Annotated in this window: 5 protein-coding genes; all 5 read right to left on the bottom strand. The window is 74.1% G+C overall.

The features are described 5' to 3' along the window. Positions 1 to 12: 12 nt before the first annotated feature. Genes asnB through WBG99_RS05610 form a run of 5 tightly spaced genes read right to left on the bottom strand, consistent with a single transcriptional unit; the run spans position 13 to position 21,664 of the window. Positions 13 to 1,836 (bottom strand): asparagine synthase (glutamine-hydrolyzing), encoded by a 1,824-nt coding sequence (gene asnB, locus WBG99_RS05630; protein ID WP_338895249.1) that lies wholly within the window; start codon positions 1,834 to 1,836, stop codon positions 13 to 15. A gap of 51 nt (positions 1,837 to 1,887) precedes the next feature. Next, positions 1,888 to 2,388: an SRPBCC family protein gene (locus WBG99_RS05625; protein WP_338895248.1), complete on the bottom strand. Its 501-nt coding sequence runs from the start codon at positions 2,386 to 2,388 to the stop codon at positions 1,888 to 1,890. Between the two features lie 60 nt (positions 2,389 to 2,448). Next, positions 2,449 to 9,378, bottom strand: coding sequence for a beta-ketoacyl synthase N-terminal-like domain-containing protein (locus WBG99_RS05620; protein WP_338895247.1), 6,930 nt, complete (start codon positions 9,376 to 9,378; stop codon positions 2,449 to 2,451). 30 nt (positions 9,379 to 9,408) lie between these two features. Beyond that, positions 9,409 to 15,168, bottom strand: a complete 5,760-nt coding sequence (locus WBG99_RS05615) for a type I polyketide synthase (protein ID WP_338895246.1) — start codon at positions 15,166 to 15,168, stop codon at positions 9,409 to 9,411. Between the two features lie 49 nt (positions 15,169 to 15,217). Continuing rightward, entirely contained in the window at positions 15,218 to 21,664 is a 6,447-nt protein-coding gene (locus WBG99_RS05610; protein WP_338895245.1) for a type I polyketide synthase, read from the bottom strand. Positions 21,665 to 21,668: the final 4 nt, after the last annotated feature.

Raw genomic sequence — 21,668 nt, 5'->3', positions numbered from 1 at the left:
CGCGACGCGAAGTCAGGACAGCTTGATGGTGGGGCGGTAGAGGTCGAGCCAGACGGCCAGGTCGAGGACCTGCTCGAGCACGTCACGCCCGTCGCGCGTCAGGGTCTCCGGCTTCCCGCGTACGGCCTCGGTGAGCAGCGCCCGGTCGAAGAACTCCACCGCGCGGTCGCCGGCCGACAGCAGCTCGCCGACCTGGCGCTGCACCTCCCTGAGGTAGCTCAGCTCCTGGGTCAGCGGGAAACTCGCCTTGACCCGGTCCGCCACCGAGGCCGGCAGCGTGTCGCGCACGGCGGCGCGCAGCAGGCTCTTCTCGCGGCCGTCGAACGTCTTCATCGACCACGGCGTGTTGAAGACGTACTGCACCAGCCGGTGGTCGCAGATCGGAACCCGCACCTCCAGGCCGACCGCCATGCTGATCCGGTCCTTGCGGTCCAGCAACGTGCCGAGCCAGTTGGTCACATGGACGTAGCAGAACTCGCGCATCCGGCGCTCGTGCGGGTCCTCGCCGGGCAGGGACGGCACTCGCGCGACCGTGTCGGACCAGCGCTGCGCCAGGAAGCCGGGCAGGTCCAGGGTGTCGAGCGTCAGCTCCCGGTCGTACGTCCTGGCGGGCTGCGCGGCCGTCAGCCAGGGGAACATCGCGGTCTGCTGCACCGCGGGGATGTGGAACCACGGGTAACCGCCGAACGTCTCGTCGGCGGACTCGCCGGACAGGGCCACCGTCGAGTGCTCGCGGATCGCCTTGAACAGCAGGTAGAGGGAGTTGTCGCCCTCGCCGAAGTTGAACGGAAGATCCTGGGCCGCGATCACGGCCCGGCGTACGTCGGGGTCGGCCAGCTGCTGGTGGTCCAGCCGGATGTCGCTGTGCAGCGTGCCGACGTGGTCCACGACCTCGTGGGCGAAGGGAGCGTCCGGCGAGCTGCGGAACTCGTCGCCGCGGAAGCCGTCCGGATCCTCGAAGTCGACCGTGAACGTCATGGTCTCCCGGCCCTCTTCGGCCAGCTTGCGGGCGGCCAGGGCCGTCAGGGCACTGGAGTCCAGACCGCCGGAGAGCAGCAGGCACAGTGGTACGTCCGCGACCAGCTGCCGGCTGACGCTGTCCTCCAGCAGCTCACGGACACGGCGTACCGTCGTCTCCGTGTCGTCGTGGTGCTCCTCGACCTCCAGCCGCCAGTAGACCCGCTCGCGCACCCCGGCCCGGTCGACGATCAGCATGGTGCCTGGCTTGACCTCCCGCATGCCCTTCCACGGGGACCGGCCGGGTTCCTTGACGTACCCCATCATTTCCCGGAAGCCGTCCGCGTCCACCACGGCCTGCACGTCCGGATGAGCGAGGATGGCCTTGGCCTCCGATCCGAACAGGACACCGTCCTCGGTCTCGTACACGTGCAGAGGCTTGATGCCGAGCTGGTCGCGCAGCAGGATCAGGCGGTCCTTGCGGCCGTCCCAGATGCCCAGCGCGAACATGCCGAGGAGATGGTCGGCGACCTCCTCGCCCCACTCCAGGTAGCTGCGCAGGACGACCTCGGTGTCACTGGAGGTGCGGAACGCGTGGCCACGGCGCCGCAGTTCGTCGCGCAGCTCCCGGAAGTTGTACGCCTCACCGCTGTACGTGATCACCACCGGCCCGTCCGGGGTGTCCACCGTCATGGGCTGGACACCACCCTCCAGGTCGATCACCGACAGCCGGCGGTGCCCCAGGGCGGCGTGCGGCGACACCCAGGTCCCCCCGGCGTCCGGGCCGCGGCAGACCATGGTGGCGGTCATCGCGTCCAACGTGGGGCGTTCCTTCTCCAGGTCACGCTGGAAGGCTATCCAGCCGACGATCCCACACATATCCGTCTTCTCCTGATGTCTCGTTCGGTCTTGGTCAGGTTCGCGCGGGTGTCAACGGTTGGCCGCCATGTGGGCCGGCAGTCCGTCGATGTGGGAGCGGGCCGTCGGTTCCAGGACGAGCCGCTTCAGCACGGGCTTCAGATACGACCACGGGCGGTTCAGCTCGCCGGCCCACTGCCAGGTGAGCCGGGAGCCGTCCGGGGTGGACTCCACGACGTAGTCCTCCACGAGGTGCCGGAACATGTCGCGGGTGCTCGCGACGACGGTGAACGTCTTGCGGTGTCCTTCGTCCCAGCGGTAGAAGAGCTCGCGCAGGGCGAAGCCTCCGACGGTCTCGACCTCCCGGGTCGTGCCGACCCCGAACGGCCGGGGAGAGGTCCAGGTCAGCCGCTTCACGCCCTTCGTCCAGTGCGCCGGGCCGGTGTCGTCGGTCAGGGCCGCCCAGGTCTCCTCGGCCGGGTGGGGAACGTCGACGGAGCGCGTCAGGTAGAGGGACGCGGTGGTGAGAAGCGAGTCGTCGGCCTCTTCGACCGGGTACCAGCGGGTGGGCATCGGGGGGTCGTCCTTCCGGAGTCCGGTGGGGAGGTGGGGAGATGGGGAGGTCGATGAGGGTCACCGGGGCAGGGACGCGAGGTGGGTGCGGACCGCGTCGAAGGTGGTCCCGGCGTGCTCGGTGATCATCGTGAAGTGGTCGCCGGGCACGTCCACCTCGACGGGCGCGGGCTGACCGGGCCAGTGCGCCTGCCAGCCGGAGTCGGGGAACCCGGGTTCCGGCAGCGACTCGGTCGCCCGGACCTGGAGGGCCGGGACGTCGAGGTCGGCCGGCCGCCAGCCCGCGAAGACCCGGCCGATCCCGCCCATCGCGGTCAGGACGGTGTCGTCCAGGAGGGTGGCGGCGCCTTCGGCGAGGGACTCGACCATCGAGCGGCCGATGTACTCCCCGATGTGCGGCAGTACGGGGCTGCCGGGCGCGTAGCTGTCCAGCAGGACCAGGGCCGCCGGACGCAGGCCCCGGCGCACCAGCTCCATGGTCACCGCGTTCGCGAGCCAGCCCCCGGCGGAGTGCCCGAGAAGAGCGAAGGGTGCGCCGTCCGTGCACCGTTCGACGTCGTCGGCGTGCAGCCGGACCAGTGCGTGGAGGTCCGCGGGCAGGGGTTCACCCGCGACGAAGCCGGGCGCGGGCAGCACCCAGACGTCCTGTTCGCCGCGCGCGCCGAAGGCGAGCCGGGCGTACTGGTGGGCGCCGGACCTGCCCGCGAACGACGGGAAGCACACGAGTGCGGGTCCGTCACCGCCGCGCGCCAGCCGCACCGGCACGGGCCGCCGTACCGTCCCGGCCTCGACGTCCGCCGCGTCGAACGTGTCCCGGAACCGGGCGGCGTCCTGAAGGAACGTGGTGAACTCGGCGAAGTGACCGTCCTTCGCGGCCCGTGCGGCCAGGGAGGCGAGGACGCCCGCACCGGTGGGCTCCGGGCCGGCCGTCCCGGTCGTGACGGCCGGGGAGTCCCCGGGCTCGTCCCCGGGCGGCGGCAGCAGCGACGCGGTGACAAGCAGCGTGTGGAGGTGGGCGGCGAACCCGTCGAGCGTGGGGTGCTCGAAGAGGGCAGTGGAGGGCAACCGCGCTCCGGTGGCCGTCTGGAGATGGCCGCGGATCTCCGCGGCCATGACAGACTCGATGCCCAGCTCCGGGAGGCTGAACGCCGCCTCGACCTCGGTGGTGTCGGTGTGCCCGAGGGCCGTGGCGACACGCTGGGCGACCAGGGTGCGCAGGACGTCCTCACGAGCGCCGGCCGTGAGCGGCGCCAGACGTTCGTGCAGCCGCGCCGCCGCGTCGTCGGCCGACCGCCCCTCGCTCGCCTCGCCGCCCGTCGCGGCCGCCGCCGGGAGTGTGCCGTCCGGCCAGAAACGGCGGCTCTGGAACGCGTACGTGGGGAGGTCGACAGGGGCGTCGGCAGGGACGTCCAGGACGGCGGACCAGTCGACCCGCGCCCCGCGGACGTGCAGCCGGGCCAGCGCCTGGAGCGCGCTGTGCTGCTCCGGGTGGTCGTGCCGCAGCAGCGGCACCGCCTCGACGGCCGGGCCCGGGCGTTCGGCCGCCACATCCTCGACGAGCGCCGTCAGCACACCGCCCGCGCCGGGCTCGACCACGGTCGCGACCCCGGCGTCCAGCAGGGCGCCCACGACGTCGCGGGCACCGGCCTCCTCACGCAGACGGCGCACCCAGTACTCGGGAGTGCTCGCCTCCTCGGCCGTTCCGCTCGACAGCAGGGCGATGCGCGGAGGCCGGAAGGCCAGCGTGCTCGCCAGCCGGCCGAACTCCTCCAGGGCGCCGTCGGCCGACGCCGGGCGGGATTCCCGCGACGACCGCCGTCGCCCGCCCCCGCCGGACGCCTCCCGCAACAGCCGCCCGCGCGCCGCCACCAGCCGACAGGCGTCCTCGGCCGTCAGCACGCCCGCCGCGTACGCGGCCGTCAGCTCGCCGACCGCGTGGCCGCCCAGCACGTCCGGGACCACCTCCCAGGACTGGAGCAGCCAGAAGGACGCGGCGCCGACGGCGAACATGGCGGCCTGGGCGTACCCGGCGTCGTCCAGCAGGGCAGCCTCAGGGGTGCCGGCCCCGGCGAACAGCACCTCGAGCAGCCGGGGCAGGGCCGCGTCGCCCTCGGGGTTCAGCTCGCGGTCCAGCGCCTCGCACAGTTCGTCCAAGGCCCGTGCGAAGACCGGGTACCGCCCGTACAACTCCCGCCCCATGCCGGGTAACCGGCTGCCCTCGCCGGGGAACAGGAAGCCGAGCCTGCCGGTGGCGGGCGTACCACGCACCAGGCCGGGGTCCGACGCGCCCGACGCCAGGGCCGCGAGGCCCGCCTCGAAGGCCACCCGGTCGGCGCCGACGACCACCGCGCGGTGCGGCAGCGTGGCCCGGGTGAGGGCCAGCGTCCCGGCCACGGCCGTGAGGTCAGTCCGGGACTGCGCGGACAGGTGCTCGTGCAGGCGCTCCGCCTGCCCCCGCAGGGCGGCTGCGCTGTGCGCCGAGAGCAGCCACGGCAGGGCCCCCGGCGCCGTCGCGGGTGCCTCGGGTCGCGGGGTCTCGACCTCCTGGGGCGGCTGCTCCAGGATCACGTGCGCGTTCGTCCCGCTGATGCCGAACGCCGACACACCGGCGCGCCGCGGCCGCCCGGTCTCCGGCCACGGGACCGCCTCGGACAGCAGTTCCACAGCCCCTGCGGACCAGTCCACGTGCGGGGTCGGTTCGGTCAGGTGCAGCAGGCGCGGCAGCAACCCGTGCTCCATCGCCTTCACCATCTTGATCACACCGGCAACTCCGGCGGCGGCGGCCGTGTGCCCGATGTTGGACTTCACCGAGCCCACCCACAGTGGCCGATCGGCCGGCCGGTCCTGCCCGTAGGTCTCCAGCAGCGCCTGCGCCTCGATCGGGTCGCCGAGCGTGGTGCCGGTGCCGTGCGCCTCCACGGCGTCGACGTCGGCGGGGACGAGGCCGGCGTTGGCGAGGGCCTGGCGGATGACGCGCTGCTGGGAGGGGCCGTTGGGTGCGGACAGCCCGTTGCTGGCGCCGTCCTGGTTGGTGGCGCTGCTGCGCAGGACGGCCAGCACGCGACGCCCCTTGCGCCGGGCGTCCGACAACCGCTCGAGCAGCAGCAGACCGACGCCCTCGCCCCAGCTCGTACCGTCGGCGTGGGCCGAGAACGGCTTGCACCGGCCGTCCGCGGACAGTCCGCGCGTCCGGCTGAAGCCGATGAACGCCTCCGGAGTCGACAGCACGGTGGCACCGCCGGCCAGGGCCAGCTCGCACTCGCCCGAGCGCAGCGACTGCGCCGCCAGGTGCAGCGCCACCAGCGACGACGAGCACGCGGTGTCCACGGTCACCGCAGGCCCCTCCAGGCCGAAGGTGTACGAGATCCTGCCGGACAGCACGCTGGCCGCGCTGCCCGTCATCATGAAGGCCTCGACGCCCTGCCGCGCGGACGTGCCCGCCACCAGTTGCGGATAGTCCTGCCCGCTGATGCCCGCGAAGACGCCGGTACGGCTGCCGCGCAGGGTGGTCGGATCGATGCCGGCGCGCTCGAACAGTTCCCAGGAGGTCTCCAGGAGCAGCCGCTGGTGCGGGTCCATGGCGAGGGCCTCGCGCGGGCTGATCCCGAAGAACGCCGCGTCGAAGCGGTCGACGTCGTCGATGAAGCCGGCCTCGCGGGTGTACGTGTGGCCGACGCGCTCCGGGTCGGGGTCGTAGACCGCCTCCACGTCCCAGCCGCGGTCCTTGGGAAAGAACGAGATCGCGTCGGTGCCGTCCGCGACCAGCCGGTACAGGTCCTCCGGCCCCCGTACGCCTCCGGGGTAGCGGCAGGCCATCGCGACGACCGCGATCGGGTCGCCGTCCGCGGCCGCGTCGGCCCGGACCACCGGAGCACGGTCCCGGGTGCCGCAGAGCCGGTCGAGCAGATGCCCGGCGAGGGCCTGCGGCGTCGGGTGGTCGAAGACGACGGACGCCGACAGACGGGTGCCGGTCGCGGCGCGCAGCCGGTTGCGCAGTTCCACGGCGGTCATCGAGGCGTAGCCGAGGTCGTTGAAGGTGCGGCCGGGCGGGACGGGGTCCTGGAGGCCCAGCACGGCCGTGGCATGGTCCACCACCAGCTCCAGCACCCGTTGCTTCCGGTCGGCCTCGGGCAGTTCTGCCAGCCGGCGTGCCAGGTCCGTGCCCTCGACGTCGCCCCCGGATTCCTGGCTGGCGCCCGCCGACGCGAACGCGGGGACGGCGCCCATGGGCGCGGGGGCGGCGCCCGCCCGCTGGACGTCCACCCAGTAACGCTTGCGCTGGAAGGGATAGGTCGGCAGGTCCAGGACCCGGCCGGGCGGGGTCGTGACCCCGCTCCAGTCGACGGGGAGGCCATGGGTGTGGGCCTGGGCGGCGGAGGTGAGGACCCGGGGCCAGCCGCCCTCGTCGCGGCGGAGAGTGCCGGTGACGAAGATGTCGCGCTCCGTCTCCTCGGCGTTGGCCTCGAGGGCGAGGGTGAGGACGGGGTGGGGGCTGCACTCGATGAACGCCGTGTGGCCTTCGGCGAACGCGGTGCGGACCGCGTCGATGAGGCGGACGGGCTGGCGCAGGTTCGCGTACCAGTAGTCGGCGTCGAGCCCGGCGGTGTCGACGAGTTCGCCGGTGACCGTCGAGTAGAACGGGACCTTGCCCGAACGGGGCGTGACGCCCGAGAGGGCCCGGACGAGGTCGTCCTTGACGGGTTCGACGTACGGGGAGTGGGAGGCGTAGTCGGCGTCGATGCGGCGGGCGCGGATCTCCTTCTCCTCACACAGGGCGACGAGTGCGTCGAGGTCCCGCGGCTCTCCGGCGACGACGGTGGCCGCGGGGCCGTTGAGGACGGCGACGGACATGCGGCCCTGCCAGGGCGCGATCAGCTCGCCTGCCCGCTCCTCGGAGACCGCCAGGGAGACCAGGCCGCCCTGTCCGGAGCAGGCGCGCAGGACCTGGCTGCGCAGCGAGACGATCCTGGCGGCGTCCTCCAGGGTGAGGGCGCCGGCGACGACGGCTGCGGCGATCTCGCCCTGGGAGTGGCCGATGACGGCGGCGGGTTCGACGCCGAGGGAGCGCCACAGGGCGGCGAGGGAGACCATCACCGAGAACAGGGCGGGTTGCACGACGTCGGAGCGGGAGATCCGCTCTCCGCCGCACAACAACTCGGTGAGGGACCAGCCGACGTACGGGGCGAGGGCGGCCTCGCAGTCGGCGATCGACCGGGCGAACACGTCGGAGGTTTCCAGGAGTTCGGTGGCCATGCCGATCCACTGCGAGCCCTGGCCGGGGAAGACGAACACCGGACGCTCGTACTGACCCTGCCCGGTGATGACCCCGGGAGCCGCGGCACCGGTGGCCAGGGCCTCGAGTCCGGCCAGGAGTTCGTCCCGGTCGGTGCCGAGGACCACCGCGCGGTGGTCGAGGGCGGCTCGCTGGGTGAGGAGTGCGTGTGCCACCTCGCGTACGTCCGGAAGGTCGTCGAGGCGAGCGGCCAGACGCCCGGCCTGGGCGCGCAGCGCGGCGGTGTCGCGGGCGGAGAGGGCCAACGGCACGACCGGCGCGATGGGCGCGACGGACGGAGCGGGCTCGTCCGCCGCCTCCGAAGTCTCGGCGGGCGCCTGCTCCAGCACCACGTGCGCGTTGGTGCCGCTGACGCCGAAGGAGGAGACCGCGGCGCGGCGGGGCCGGTCCGTGGCCGGCCACTCGCGCTGCTCGGTGAGCAGTTCCACCTTGCCCGCCGACCAGTCCACGTGCGGGGTGGGCGCGTCGACGTGGAGGGTCCTGGGCAGGATGCCGTGGCGTATCGCCATGATCATTTTGATGATGCCGCCGACACCGGCGGCGGCCTGAGTATGCCCGACGTTGGACTTGAACGAGCCCAGCCACAAAGGCTCTTCGCGATCCTGGCCGTACGTCGCGAGCAGCGCCTGCGCCTCGATCGGGTCACCCAGCGTCGTGCCGGTGCCGTGCGCCTCCACCACCTCCACGTCGGCGGGGGTGAGGCGGGCGTCGGCGAGGGCCTGCCGGATGACGTGCTGCTGGGAGGGCCCGCTGGGGGCGGTCAGGCCGTTGGAGGCGCCGTCCTGGTTGACGGCGCTGCCGCGGACGACGGCGAGCACCCGGTGCCCGTTGCGACGCGCGTCCGAGAGACGTTCCAGTACGAGGACACCGGCGCCCTCACTGAAGCCCGTACCGTCCGCCGCGGCGGCGAAGGCCTTGCAACGGCCGTCGGACGACACGCCGCGCTGGCGCGCCGTCGCGGTGAACATGCCGGGTCCGGCCATCACGGTCGCCCCGCCGGCCAGGGCCAGTTCGCTCTCGCCGCGCCGCAGCGACTGAACGGCCACGTGCAGGGCGGCCAGCGACGCCGAGCACGCCGTGTCGACGGTGAGCGCAGGGCCCTCAAGGCCGAAGAAGTACGACAGCCGTCCCGACAGGACGCTCGCGGCGAGGCCGCCGATGAGATAGCCCTCCAGCTCGGGGGCGTTCCGCACGAGCGCCGCGTAGTCCTGCTGGCCGGTGCCCATGAACACGCCCGTGCGGCTGCCCCGCAGCGTCGTCGGGTCGATGCCGGCGTGCTCGAACGCCTCCCACGCGGTTTCCAGCAGCAGCCGCTGCTGCGGGTCCATGGCGAGGGCCTCGCGGGGGGCGATGTCGAAGAAACCGGCGTCGAAGTGGCCGGCCTCGTCGAGGAAACCTCCCTCGCGGTTGTACGTCGTCCCCGGCACGTCCGGGTCCGGGTCGTACAGCGACTCGAGGTCCCAGCCCCGGTCGGTCGGGAAGGGAGACGTCGCGTCCCGGCCCTCCAGGACCAGCTCCCACAGCCCGTCCGCCGACCCGACACCGCCGGGGTACCGGCACGACATGCCGACGACGGCGATCGGCTCGCCCTCGACGGACTCCAGCTCCGTCAGTTGCGCGCGGGTCTGCTGGAGGTCGGCCGTCACCTTCTTGAGGAAGTAGCGGAGCTTGTCCTCGGTGGTCTCGCTGTGCGCCACGGTTGCGCTCTCCTCTCTGTTTCGCACGGGTCAGGAGATCCCGAGTTCCTTGGTGATGAAGTCGAAGACCTCGTCGTCGCCGGCCGAGTCGAGGTGCAATGGCTTTCCGTCCGGGGGCGTTTCGGAGTGCGTCGCCGGTTGCGGGCCCCAGTCGGCGACGACCGAGCGCAGCCGCGCGGCGATCCGGGCGCGGTCGGGGTGATCGGCCGCGACGCCGGCCAGTGAACGCTCCAGCCGGTCGAGTTCGGCCAGCACCGGCTCGACCGACGGGGCGTCGTCCCGCGGCAGCTCGCTGTCCACGTACCGGGCGACGGCCTGTGCCGTCGGATGGTCGAAGACGAGGGTCGCGGGCAGCCGGAGCCCGGTGACGGAGCCCAGCCGGTTGCGCAGTTCCACAGCCGTCAGCGAGTCGAAGCCCAGGTCGCCGAAGGCGCGCCCCGGTGGGACGGCGGAGCTGCCGGTGTGCCCGAGCACCTCGGCGACCGTGCGGCGCACCACGTCGAGCAGGATCCGCTCCCGCTCCTCCGCGTCGACACCGGCGAGCCGCCGCCGCAGTTCGCCGGAGGCGTCTTCCTCCCGTGCCGGTGCCCCGGCTGCTGCCGTCGGGGCCGACTGGCGCACCAGCCCGCGCAGCAACGTGGGAACGGAGTCGCCCGCGCCGCCCAGCGCGGCCGTGTCGAGGCGGACCGGCAACAGCGTGCGGGGCGTTTCATCCCCCTGCGCCCCGTTACCGGAGCGTGGCACCGTCAGGACCGTGTCGAACAGCGCCAGTCCGTCCTCGGGGGACAGCGACAGGACACCGGAGCGCCGCATGCGCCGCACGGCCGTGTCGTCCAGCAGGGCAGCCATGCCCGCGTCCCAGGCGCCCCAGGCCAGTGAGACGGCCGGCAGCCCCAGGGACGCACGGTGCTGCGCGAGGGCGTCGAGGAAGGCGTTGGCGGCCGCGTAGGAGCTCTGGCCGGGTGCGCCGAGCGTGGCCGTGGCGGAGGAGAACAGGACGAAGGCGGCCAGATCCATGTCCCGGGTCAGTTCGTGCAGATGCCAGGCCGCGTCGAGTTTCGGGCGCAGGACGGCGTCCACGATGTCGGGGGTCGCCGCGTCGAGCACGCCGTCGTCGACGACCCCCGCCGCGTGGATCACCGCTGTCAGCGGGTGCGTGGCGGGAATCCGGTCCAGTGCGGCCGACAGCGCGTCACGGTCGGCCGCGTCGCACGCCTCCACGGCCACGTCCGCGCCCAGTGCGCCCAGCGAGTCGGCCAGCTCCCGGGCCCCTGCGGACCGCGGCCCGCCGCGGCTCAGCAGAACCAGCCTGCGCACACCGTGTTCCGTCACGAGATGACGGGCGACGAGACCGCCGAGGGCGCCCGTGCCGCCCGTGACGAGGACCGTGCCCTCGGGCCCGAGCCCCGCGACCGGTGCCGGACCGTCCGGGGTCGGCGCCTGGGCGCGCACGAGCCGAGGCGCCAGCAACGTGCCGTCCCGCAGCGCGAGCTGCGGTTCGCCGCAGCCGAGCGCCGCGCGCCACAGGTCCGCGTTCCGCGCCGCGGCCCCGTCCACGTCCAGCAGGACGAACCGGTCGGGATGCTCGGCCTGGGCGGCCCGCCCGAGCCCCCACACCAGCGCCTGCCGCAGGCCCCGTACGTCGTCGTCGGCGTCGACGGCCACCGCCTCCCGGGTCACCACGACCAGCCGTGCCCCGGCGAGCCGTTCGTCCGCCGCCCAGGCCACGAGCACGGACCGCACCGCACGCTCGACGGCCCGCGCGGCGGCCGGGACGTCCGCGTCGGCGGGCGCCGCCGCGGCGCAGTCCCACACCGCCGTGCCGGGCACCGGCCGGCCGGCCGCCACGGCCGCCCCCAGCGCCGCCACGTCGGCGAACGTCTCGGCGGCCAGGCCGTCCGGCAGTGTGCCGTCGCCCACGGCGACGACATCCCGGGCCGTCCCGGTGCCGGCCCCGGCCGGCGGCTGCCACGCGACGTGGAAGAGGCTGTCCGTGTGCCGGTGCCGGCCGGCGGCCCGCAGCTGCGCGGCGGAGACCGGCCGGCCCCGCAGCGCCTGAACCGAGACCACCGGCGCTCCGTCCGCGTCCGTCACCAGCACCGCCACCGTGTCGTCGCCGACCGGCGACAGACGCACCCGCAACGCCGCGGCGCGGGTGCGGTGCAGCCGTACGCCCTGCCAGGCGAACGGCAGCCGCACCCGGTCGCCGGTGGTGCCGACCAGGCCCGCGTGCAGGGCGGCGTCCAGCAGCGCGGGGTGTATGCCGTAGTGGGCCGCCTCCGCCCGGAAGGGCTCCGGCAGCTCCACCTCGCCGAAGAGGTCCTGGCCCGAGCGCCACAGCGTGCGCAGCCCCTGGAAGGACGTCCCGTACGTGAAGCCGGCGCGGGCGGCCGAGTCGTAGAAGCCGGTGAGGTCGACCGGCTCGGCACCGGCGGGCGGCCACGCGCCCGTCAGACCGTTGTCGGCGGGAGTCCTGGCGTCGGCGTCCGACAGCACACCGTTGGCATGGCGCGTCCAGGTCAGCGCGGGGGCCTCGCCCTCCGCAAGCGCCGGAGGCGCCGGCCGTGAGGCCAGGGTGAACCGCCGGCGTCCGCTGCCGTCGTCCGGTCCGACGGTGAGCTGGATGTGGACGGCATCGTCCTCGCCGAGGATCAGCGGGCTCTCCTGGACCAGTTCCTCCACCGTGCGGCAGCCTGCCAAACCGCCTGCGTGCAGGGCCAGTTCGAGGTACGCGGTGCCAGGGGCCAGGGTCGTTCCCAGCACCACGTGGTCGGCGAGCCAGCCCTGGGTACGGGACGACAGCCGGCCGGTGAGGACCAGCCCGCCGCCGTCCGCCGCGGTGAGGACGGCACCGAGCAGCGGGTGCCGTGCCGGGTCCAGGCCCAGGTCGCCCGGCTCGGTCGGCGCGTCCGGTCCGTCCGTGGAGCCGGACAGCCAGTAGCGCTCGCCCTGGAACGCGTACGTCGGCAGCTCCAGCGGCAGCCGCCCGGCCCCGGCACCGGCGGCCGTGAGGTGCGCCCGCCAGTCCACGGCGACACCCCGGACGTGCGCCTCGGCCACCGCGGTGAGGACCGTGCGGACCTCGGAGCGGCCTCGGCGCAGCAGCGGCAGCGCGAGGACGTCGGAGCGCTCCTCCTGGGGGAGCACGGCGGAGGCGCCCTCGCGGGCCATCGCGGACAGCACCCCGTCCGGCCCCAGCTCCAGGAACGTCCGCACGCCCAGGCCCAGGAGCGTGCGCACTCCGTCGTGGAAACGCACCGCCTGGCGGACGTGCCGCACCCAGTAGTCGGCCGAGCGGATCTCCTCCGCCGTCACCGGACGACCGGTGACGTTCGAGACGACGGGGATCAGCGGCTCGCGCAGCGCGAGCGACGACAGGACCGTGCGGAAGGCGTCCAGCATGCCGTCCATGCGCGGCGAGTGGAACGCGTGGCTCACGGCCAGCTCCTTCGTCCGCCGTCCCCGGGCGCGCAGTGCCTCGGCCACGGTGCGCACCACGCCCTCGTCACCCGACACCACCACGGAGGTCGGGCCGTTGACCGCGGCGATGCCGGCCAGGTCGGTGCGGCCCGCGAGCAGTTCGGTGACCTCGTCCTCGGTGGCCCGGACGGCTGCCATCAGCCCACCGGCCGGGAGCTCCTGCATGAGCCGGCCGCGTGCCGCCACCGCGATGACGGCGTCCTCCAGCGAGAAGACGCCCGCCACGTGCGCGGCGGCCAGCTCGCCGACGGAGTGCCCCAGCAGATGGTCGGGGCGCAGCCCCCAGGACTCGACCAGTCGGTACAGGCTCACTTCGAGGGCGAACAGCGCGGCCTGCGTCCACTGCGTACGGTCCAGCAGCGACGCCTGCGGCGACCCCTCGCCGGCGAACAGCACCTCGCGCAGCCGAAGGTCCGCCCGCTCCTCGAACAGCGCGCAGATCCGGTCCAGGGACTCGGCGAACACCGGCTGGGCGGCGTACAACTCCCGCCCCATGGCGACTCGTTGGGCACCCTGGCCGGTGAACAGGAACGCCAGGCCGTCGCCGTGCGCCGCCGTGCCGGTGATGACCCGGCCGGGTTCGGCCAGACCGGCGCCGTGCAGTGCGTCCAGCCCCGCGACCAGCTCGTCCCTGCCGGTGCCGACGATCACGGCCCGGTGGGTGAGGCTCGCCCGCTCGACGGCCAGCGGCAGGGAGAGCGCGGCCGGATCGAGGTCCGGGTGCGCGAGGACCACGTCGTGCAGCCGCTCGGCCTGGGCACGCAGGGCGTGCGGGTCGGCGGCGGACAGCAGCCAGGGGACGAGCGCCGGGACGGTGGAACCGGTCTCCTCGCCGGACGTGCCCTGCTCGTCGGCTTCCCCGGCGGCGTACTCCTCGGCCTGCTCCAGGATGACGTGCGCGTTGGTGCCGCTGATCCCGAAGGACGACACCGCCGCGCGCCGGGGCCGGCCGGTGGACGGCCACTGCAGCGCCTCCTCCAGCAGCCGCACGGCCCCGCTGGACCAGTCGACGTGCGGGGTCGGTTCGTCCACGTGCAGGGTCGCGGGCAGGATGCCGTGCCGCATCGCCAGCACCGTCCTGATGACCCCGGCGACACCGGCCGCGTGCGAGGTGTGCCCGATGTTGGACTTCACCGAGCCCAGCCACAGCGGCGCCGCCCGGTTCTTGCCGTACGTGGCGAGCAGCGCCTGCGCCTCGATCGGGTCGCCCAGCCTCGTGCCGGTGCCGTGCCCCTCCACCGCGTCCACGTCGGCCGGGGTGAGGCGCGCGTCGGCCAGGGCCGCCCGGATCACGCGCTGCTGGGAGGGTCCGCTGGGGGCGGTCAGGCCGTTGGAGGCGCCGTCCTGGTTGACGGCGCTGCCGCGCATCACGGCCAGCACCCGGTGGCCGTGCCGCTGCGCGTCCGACAGCCGCTCCACCAGCAGCACCCCGACGCCCTCACCCCAGGCCGTGCCGTCCGCGGCGGCGGCGAACGCCTTGCAGCGGCCGTCGGCCGCGAGCCCGCGCTGCCTGCTGAACTCCACGAACATGAACGGCCGGGCCATCACCGACACCCCGCCCACCAGCGCCAGCTCGCACTCGCCGTCCCGCAGCGAGCGCGCCGCCAGGTGCAGCGCGACCAGCGACGCCGAGCACGCCGTGTCGACGGTGATCGCCGGCCCCTCCAGGCCGAAGGTGTAGGCCAGCCGGCCAGAGGCGAGGCTGACCGTGGTGCCGGTCAGCACATGGCCCTCGGTGCCCTCGGACGCGGCCCCCATCCCGGGGCCGTAGCCGAGCGGCGCCGCACCGACGAACACCCCCGTGCGGCTGCCGCGCAGCGACGTCGGGTCGAGACCGGCCCGCTCGACGGCCTCCCAGGAGGTCTCCAGCAGCAGCCGCTGCTGCGGGTCCATGGCGAGGGCCTCACGCGGGCTGATCCCGAAGAAGCCCGCGTCGAACCGGCCGGCGTCCTGCAGGAACCCGCCGTGGCGCCCATAGGTCTTGCCCGGCCGGTCGGGGTCCGGGTCGTACAGCGACTCGACGTCCCAGCCGCGGTCGGACGGGAACGGCGTGATCGCGTCCCGCCCCTCGGCCAGCAACCGCCAGAAGTCCTCGGGCGAGCGCACGCCGCCCGGGAAGCGGCAGCTCATGCCGACGATGGCGATCGGCTCGTGGCGGGCCTGAACCAGTTCCCGGTTCTGCTGCTGGAGGCGCTTGGTCTCCTTCACGGAGTGACGCAGCGCCTCCAGCAACCGCTCGCTCCGGTCACCGCCCGGGCCGGTCGTCCCGGAACCCTCCTCGGCCCGCGTGTCCGGTATGTCCTGCTTCACAGGGATTCCCTCTCCGCTCAAGGTCGTTCTCTCCGCGGTCCGTGCGCGGTCACTGCTCGCCCGCGCCGAGCGCCAGCTCGATGAGGTCGTCCGCGTCCAGGACGTCGATGTCATCCGGGGCGCCGTCCGTCACGGGCGCCGGGCCGCCGGGCGCCTCCCGGGCCGGCCCGGCCAGCTCCAGCAGGGTTGCCAGCAGGCCGGACTCCCGCAACCGGGCCGGTGGGATGGCGGTGAGCAGTCGGCGTACGTCGTCGTCGCTGACGTCGGCCTGCACCTGCGGCGCCGGGTCGAAGTCCAGCTCGCGCAGCAGGTGCTCGCCCAGGGCCGCTGCCGTCGGGTAGTCGAAGATCAGCGTCGCCGGGAGCCGCAGACCGGTCGCCGTGTTCAGCCGGTTGCGCAGCTCCACCGCCGTGAGGGAGTCGAAGCCGAACTCCTTGAACGCCTGGTCGTGGCCGATCGCCGCGCTCGTCTCGTGCCCGAGGACGAGGGCCGCCTGATCGCGCACGAGATGCAGCAGCATCCGGCCGCGCTCGGCGGCCGGCAGCGCGGCCAGCCGGTCCCGCAGGCCCGGCCCGCCCGGCTCCGCACCCGCCGGGCCGGCCGCCACCGCCCGCCGGGCCGGGGCGCCGACCAGCTGCCGCAGCAGGGGATGGACGGTGCCCGAGGCGCGGACCGCGCCGACGTCCAGCCGCACTGCCACCACCGGTGCCCGGTCCGCGCCGAGCGCAGCGTCGAACATCTCCAGCCCCTCGGCGTCGGTCAGCGCGCTCAGCCCGGCCCGGCGCAGCCGTGCCAGATCGCCGGCGTCCAGATGGCCGGTCATCCCGCTCGCGCGCTCCCACAGGCCCCACGCCACCGAGACACCGGCCAGACCCTGGGCCCGCCGCAGCTCCGCGAGGGCGTCGAGGAAGACGTTGGCCGCCGCGTAGTTGCCCTGTCCCGGGGTGCCCAGCGTGCCCGCCGCCGAGGAGAACAGGACGAAGGCGGCCAGATCCATGTCCCGGGTCAGCTCGTGCAGATGCCAGGCCGCGTCCACCTTGGGCCGCAGCACCGCGTCGACCTGCTCGGGCGTCAGCGAGCCCACCAACGCGTCGTCGAGGACGCCGGCCGCGTGCACGACGCCGGTGAGCGGGTGCTCCCGTGGCACCTCGGCCAGGACGGTCGCGAGCGCCTCACGGTCGGCGCTGTCGCAGGCCGCGATCGTCACCTCCGCGCCCGTCGAGGCCAGTTCGGCGCGCAGCGCCTCGGCGCCTTCGGCCGCGAGGCCACGGCGGCCGAGCAGCAGCAGACGCCGGACACCGTGTTCGGTGACGAGCCGACGCGCCACCAGGCCCCCCAGCACGCCCGTACCACCGGTGACCAGCACCGTGCCGTTCGGGTCGAGCGCGGCCGGCGGCATGGTGAGCACCAGCTTGCCGACGTGCCGGGCCTGGCTCATGAAGCGGAAGGCGTCCACGGCGCGCCGGACGTCCCAGGCCGACGTCGGGATCGGCCGCAGCACCCCACTGTGGAACAGCGGCATCATCTCGGCCAGCATCCGGGCGACGTGCTCGACCTCGGCCGAGACCAGGTCGTACCAGAGGTAGGAGACGCCGGGGTGGTCGGCCGCGACCTGCTCGGCGTCACGGATGTCGGTCTTGCCCATCTCCAGGAGCCGGCCGCCGTCGGAGGTGAGCAGCCGCAGCGACGCGTCCACGAACTCGTTCGCGAGCGAGTTCAGTACGACGTCCACCCCGCGGTCGCCGGCCGCCGCCCGGATCCGCCCCTCGAAGTCCAGCGACCGGGACGAGGCGATCCGCTCCTCGGGCACGCCCAGCGCGCGCAGTGTCTCCCACTTGGCGGGGCCGGCCGTCGCGAACACCTCGGCGCCCAGATGCCGGGCCAGTTGCAGCGCGGCCAGTCCCACACCACCGGTGGCCGCGTGGATCAGCACCGACTCGCCCGCGCCGAGGCCCGCCAGATCGACCAGGCCCATGTACGCGGTCAGGAACGCGACCGGCACCGAGGCGCCCTCCGCGTACGTCCACTGCTCCGGCAGCGGCACGAGCAGCCGGCGGTCGACGACCGCGACCGGGCCGAAGGAGCCCATGACCAGGCCCATCACCCGGTCACCGGGAGCCAGGTCCGTGACGTCCGGCGCCACCTCCAGGACCACGCCCGCGGCCTCGCCGCCCATGACGTTCTGGTCGACCACGCCGAGGCCCAGCAGCACATCGCGGAAGTTGATGCCGGCCGCCCGTACCGAGAGCCGCACGTGCCCCGGGGCGAGTGGCGCCGACGCCTCCGGACACGGCAGCAGCGCGAGGTTCTCCAGCGTGCCCTTGCCTGCGGTGTCCAGCCGCCAGGTCGAGCCTTCCGCCGGCGGCTGAAGCGACCGCCCGGCCGAGGCCCGTACCAGTCGCGGCACCGACAAGCGCCCGTCGCGCAGCGCGAGTTGCTGCTCACCGGACGCCAGGGCACGGCCCAGCAGCGCACGCGAGGACGCCCGCCCGTCCACGTCGGCCAGCACGAACCGGTCGGGGTTCTCGGACTGCGCGGAGCGCAGCAGACCCCACAGCGGGGCGTGCACCAGGTCCCGCGCGCTCTCGCCGCCGCCCGCCGCGACCGCGCCGCGGGTGACCACGGCCAGCGTCGCCTCGGCGAACCGCTCGTCCGCCAGCCACCGTTGCACGACGGCGAGCACACGGTGCACCTCGGCACGCACGGCCGCGGCCGTGTCCGCCTCGGCCTCGGCCACGGGGGCCGCGCAGGCCAGCACCACCGTCGCCGCAGGAGCGAGCGCGGCCAGGGCGTCGAGGTCGGCGCACGTTTCCAAGCCCAGGTCCAGGTCGTCCGAACCGAGGACGATCACCCGGTCCGGCTCGGTGTCCGGGAGGGGAAGACCGGTCCAGTCCACCATCAGCAGCGGGTCCCGCTCCGGCGCGAGGGCGGAATGGAGCTGTCCCTCGCTCACTGCCCGGGTCACCAGCGAGTCCACCTCGGCGACCGGAGCCCCGCCCTGGTCCGCGACGACCATCGAGAGCCCGCCCTCGCCCCGGGGAACGAGGCGGACGCGCAGGGCGGTGGCGCCGGTCGCGTACAGCGAGACGCCTGTCCACGAGAACGGCAGCCGGACCGTGTCGACGCCCTCGGCGAGACTGGCGTGCAACGCCGCGTCGAGCAGGGCCGGGTGTATCCCGAAACCGCCGGCCGCGTCGTGCTGCTCCCGCGGGAGCACGACCTCGGCGAACAGCTCGCCGTCACGCCGCCACAGCGCGCGCAGCCCCCGGAACACCGGCCCGTAGCCGAGCCCGCTCTCGGCGAGCCGCGGGTACAGCCCGGACAGGTCCACCGGCCGCGCACCGGCCGGCGGCCACTGCGCGAGGTCCCAGTCCGGCCGGGTGGCGCCGGGCGCCACGAAACCGGTCGCATGGCGTTCCCAGGGCACCTCGGCCGCCGCCCGCTCCGGCCGCGAGTGGACGGCCACCGACCGCCGACCGCTGTCGTCGGCCCCCCCGACCGTGACCTGAAGCCGCAGGACGCCGTCCTCGGGCAGGACGAGTGGCGCCTGGAGCGTCAGTTCCTCCAGCACCGCGCACCCTGCCTGGTCGGCGGCCCGTACGGCGAGGTCCAGCAGCGCCGTTCCCGGCACCAGAGCCGTGCCCCACACGGTGTGATCGGCGAGCCACGGCTGCGCCTTCATCGACAGCCTGCCGGTCAGGACCACCTTGTCGTCGGCGAGGGTGAGCGTGGCCCCGAGCAGGGGGTGGTCGGCGGGGTCGAGACCGGCGGTGCGGACGTCGGCGGTGGTGCTCGGTGCCGCGTCCGGCCAGTAGGTCCTGCGCTGGAAGGGGTAGGTGGGCAGGTCGGGGTCACGGTCGCCGATGCCGAGGAGGGGGGACCAGTCGACGGGGAGGCCGTGGGTGTGGGCCTGGGCGGCGGAGGTGAGGAAGCGGGTCCAGCCGCCCTCGTCGCGGCGCAGCGAGCCGACGGTGAAGGCGTCGGCTTCTTCCAGGACCTCGTCGATCGCGTGGGTGAGGACGGGGTGGGGGCTGCACTCGATGAGGGCGGTGTGGCCTGCGGCGGCTGCGGCCTGGAGCGCGTCGGTGAGGCGGACGGGCCGGCGGAGGTTGGTGTACCAGTAGCCGGCGTCGAGCCCGGCGGTGTCGATGAGTTCGCCGGTGACCGTGGAGTAGAACGGGATCGTGCCGGTGCGGGGGTTGAGGCCGGCCAGGACGCGGGCGAGGTCGTCCTTGATGGCCTCGACGTGCGGGGTGTGGGACGCGTAGTCGACGTCGATCCGGCGGGCGCGGATCTCCTTCTCCTCACAGTGGGCGAGGAGTTCGTCGAGAGCCCGTGCGTCGCCCGCGACAACCGTGGAGTCGCCGCTGTTGTGGGCGGCGACTGCGATCCGCTCGCGCCAGGCGTCGATCAGGTCGGTGGCCCGGTCGTGGGGGAGAGGCAGGGAGACCATCCCGCCGCGCCCGGCGATCTTGAGGATGGCCTGGCTGCGCAGGGCGGCGATCCTGGCCCCGTCCTCCAAGGTGAGCGCACCCGCCACCACGGCGGCCGCGATCTCCCCCTGGGAATGGCCGATGACGGCGGCGGGTTCGATGCCGAGGGAGCGCCACAGGGCGGCGAGGGAGACCATCACCGCGAACAGGGCGGGCTGGACGACGTCCACTCGGGTCAACTGTTCACCGCTGCCCAGGACTTCGATGAGGGACCAGTCGACGTGGGGGGAGAGGGCCTTGTCGCAGTCGGTGATGGACCGGGCGAACACCTCGGAGGCCTTCAGCAGTTCGGTGGCCATACCGGCCCACTGCGAGCCCTGGCCCGGGAAGACGAACACCGGACGCTCGAAGGCCCCCTGTCCGGTGATGACACCGGGCGCTTCGGCCCCGGCCGCCAGCGCCCGCAGGCCGGCGAGCAGTTCATTCCGGTCGGTGCCGAGGACCACGGCCCGGTGATCGAACGTGGTGCGCCCTGTCAGCAGGGCGCGGGCGGTGGCGCGTACGTCCGACGGGCCGTCGCCGATATGAGCGGCCAGCCGCTCGGCCTGGGCCTGCAGCGCGGCGGTGCCGCGGGCGGAGAGCACCAGCGGCACGACCGGCGAGGCAGGCTCGCCCGCCGCTTGCGGAGTGTCGGCGGGCGCCTGCTCCAGCACCACGTGCGCGTTGGTGCCGCTGACGCCGAAGGAGGAGACGGCGGCGCGGCGGGGCCGACCCGTGTCGGGCCACTGCCGTTGCCCGGTCAGCAGCTCCACCTTGCCCGCCGACCAGTCCACGTGCGGGGTCGGCGCGTCCACGTGCAGCGTCCTGGGCAGCACGCCGTGGCGCATGGCCATGACCATCTTGATGACGCCGCCGACACCGGCGGCGGCCTGCGCGTGCCCGATGTTGGACTTCAACGAGCCCAGCCACAAAGGCCGCTGGCGGTTCTGGCCGTACGTGGCGATCAGGGCCTGCGCCTCGATGGGGTCGCCCAGCGTCGTGCCCGTACCGTGCGCCTCCACCGCGTCCACCAGGTCGGGGGAGAGACGGGACTCGGCCAGCGCGGCCCGGATGACCCGCTGCTGCGAGGGACCGTTCGGCGTGGACAGGCTGCTCGTCGCGCCGTCCTGGTTGACCGCGGAGCCGCGGACGACAGCGAGGACCCGGTGACCGGCCCGCCGCGCGTCCGACAGCCGTTCGACGACCAGCATGCCGGCGCCCTCGCTCCAGGTCGTGCCGTCGGCGGAGGCCGCGAAGGACTTGATGCGCCCGTCGGGCGCCAGTCCGCCCAGCTTCCTGAAGCCCTCGAAGGTGATCGGTGTGGCCATCACGGTCACACCGCCCGCCAGGGCCATGGCGCACTCGCCGCGCCGTACCGCCTGCACAGCCAGGTGCAGGGCGACCAGCGACGACGAGCAGGCGGTGTCGACGGTGGCGGCGGGCCCCTCCAGGCCCAGCGTGTAGGAGATCCGGCCGGAGACGACGCTGCCCCAGTTGCCGCTGCTCAGGAAACCGGAGCCGTCATCGTCCGCCTCGCCCAGGCGGGTGGGGTGGTCGTGGTACATCAGCCCCGCGTACACGCCGACCCGGGTGCCGCGCAGCGTCGTCGGGTCGATGCCGGCGCGTTCCAAGGCCTCCCACGACGCCTCCAGCAGCAGTCGCTGCTGCGGGTCCATGGTGAGGGCTTCGCGCGGGCTGATCCTGAAGAACGCCGGGTCGAAGTCGGCGGCACGGTCCAGGAAGCCGCCCTGCCAGCCGGAGGACGCACCGGGCTGCTCACCGTCGGTGTCGTGGAACTCCTCGGTGGACCAGCCCCGTTCGGCCGGCGCCGGGCCGATCGCGTCCCGGCCCTCCGTGACCAGCCGCCACAGGGACTCGGGGGAGTCGACGCCGCCGGGGAACCGGCACGCCATGCCGACGATCGCGATGGGCTCGCGGTCGGCCTCCTCCAGTTCGGCCACCCGGCGCCGGGCCTCGCTCAGTTCGCTGGTGGCCCAGCGCAGGTGCTCGCGGAACTTCTCCACTTGT

This window comes from Streptomyces sp. TG1A-60, from assembly GCF_037201975.1.
Classification (GTDB): Bacteria; Actinomycetota; Actinomycetes; order Streptomycetales; family Streptomycetaceae; genus Streptomyces.
The sequence above is the reverse complement of the archived record's forward strand: the minus strand, read 5'-3'. Positions and strand labels throughout refer to the sequence as shown.

Bases quoted from the DNA above. Each gene is read 5' to 3' on its own strand.
- asnB (WP_338895249.1), bottom strand. From the start codon at position 1,836: ATGTGTGGGATCGTCGGCTGGATAGCCTTCCAGCGTGACCTGGAGAAG.
- WBG99_RS05625 (WP_338895248.1), bottom strand. From the start codon at position 2,388: ATGCCCACCCGCTGGTACCCGGTCGAAGAGGCCGACGACTCGCTTCTC.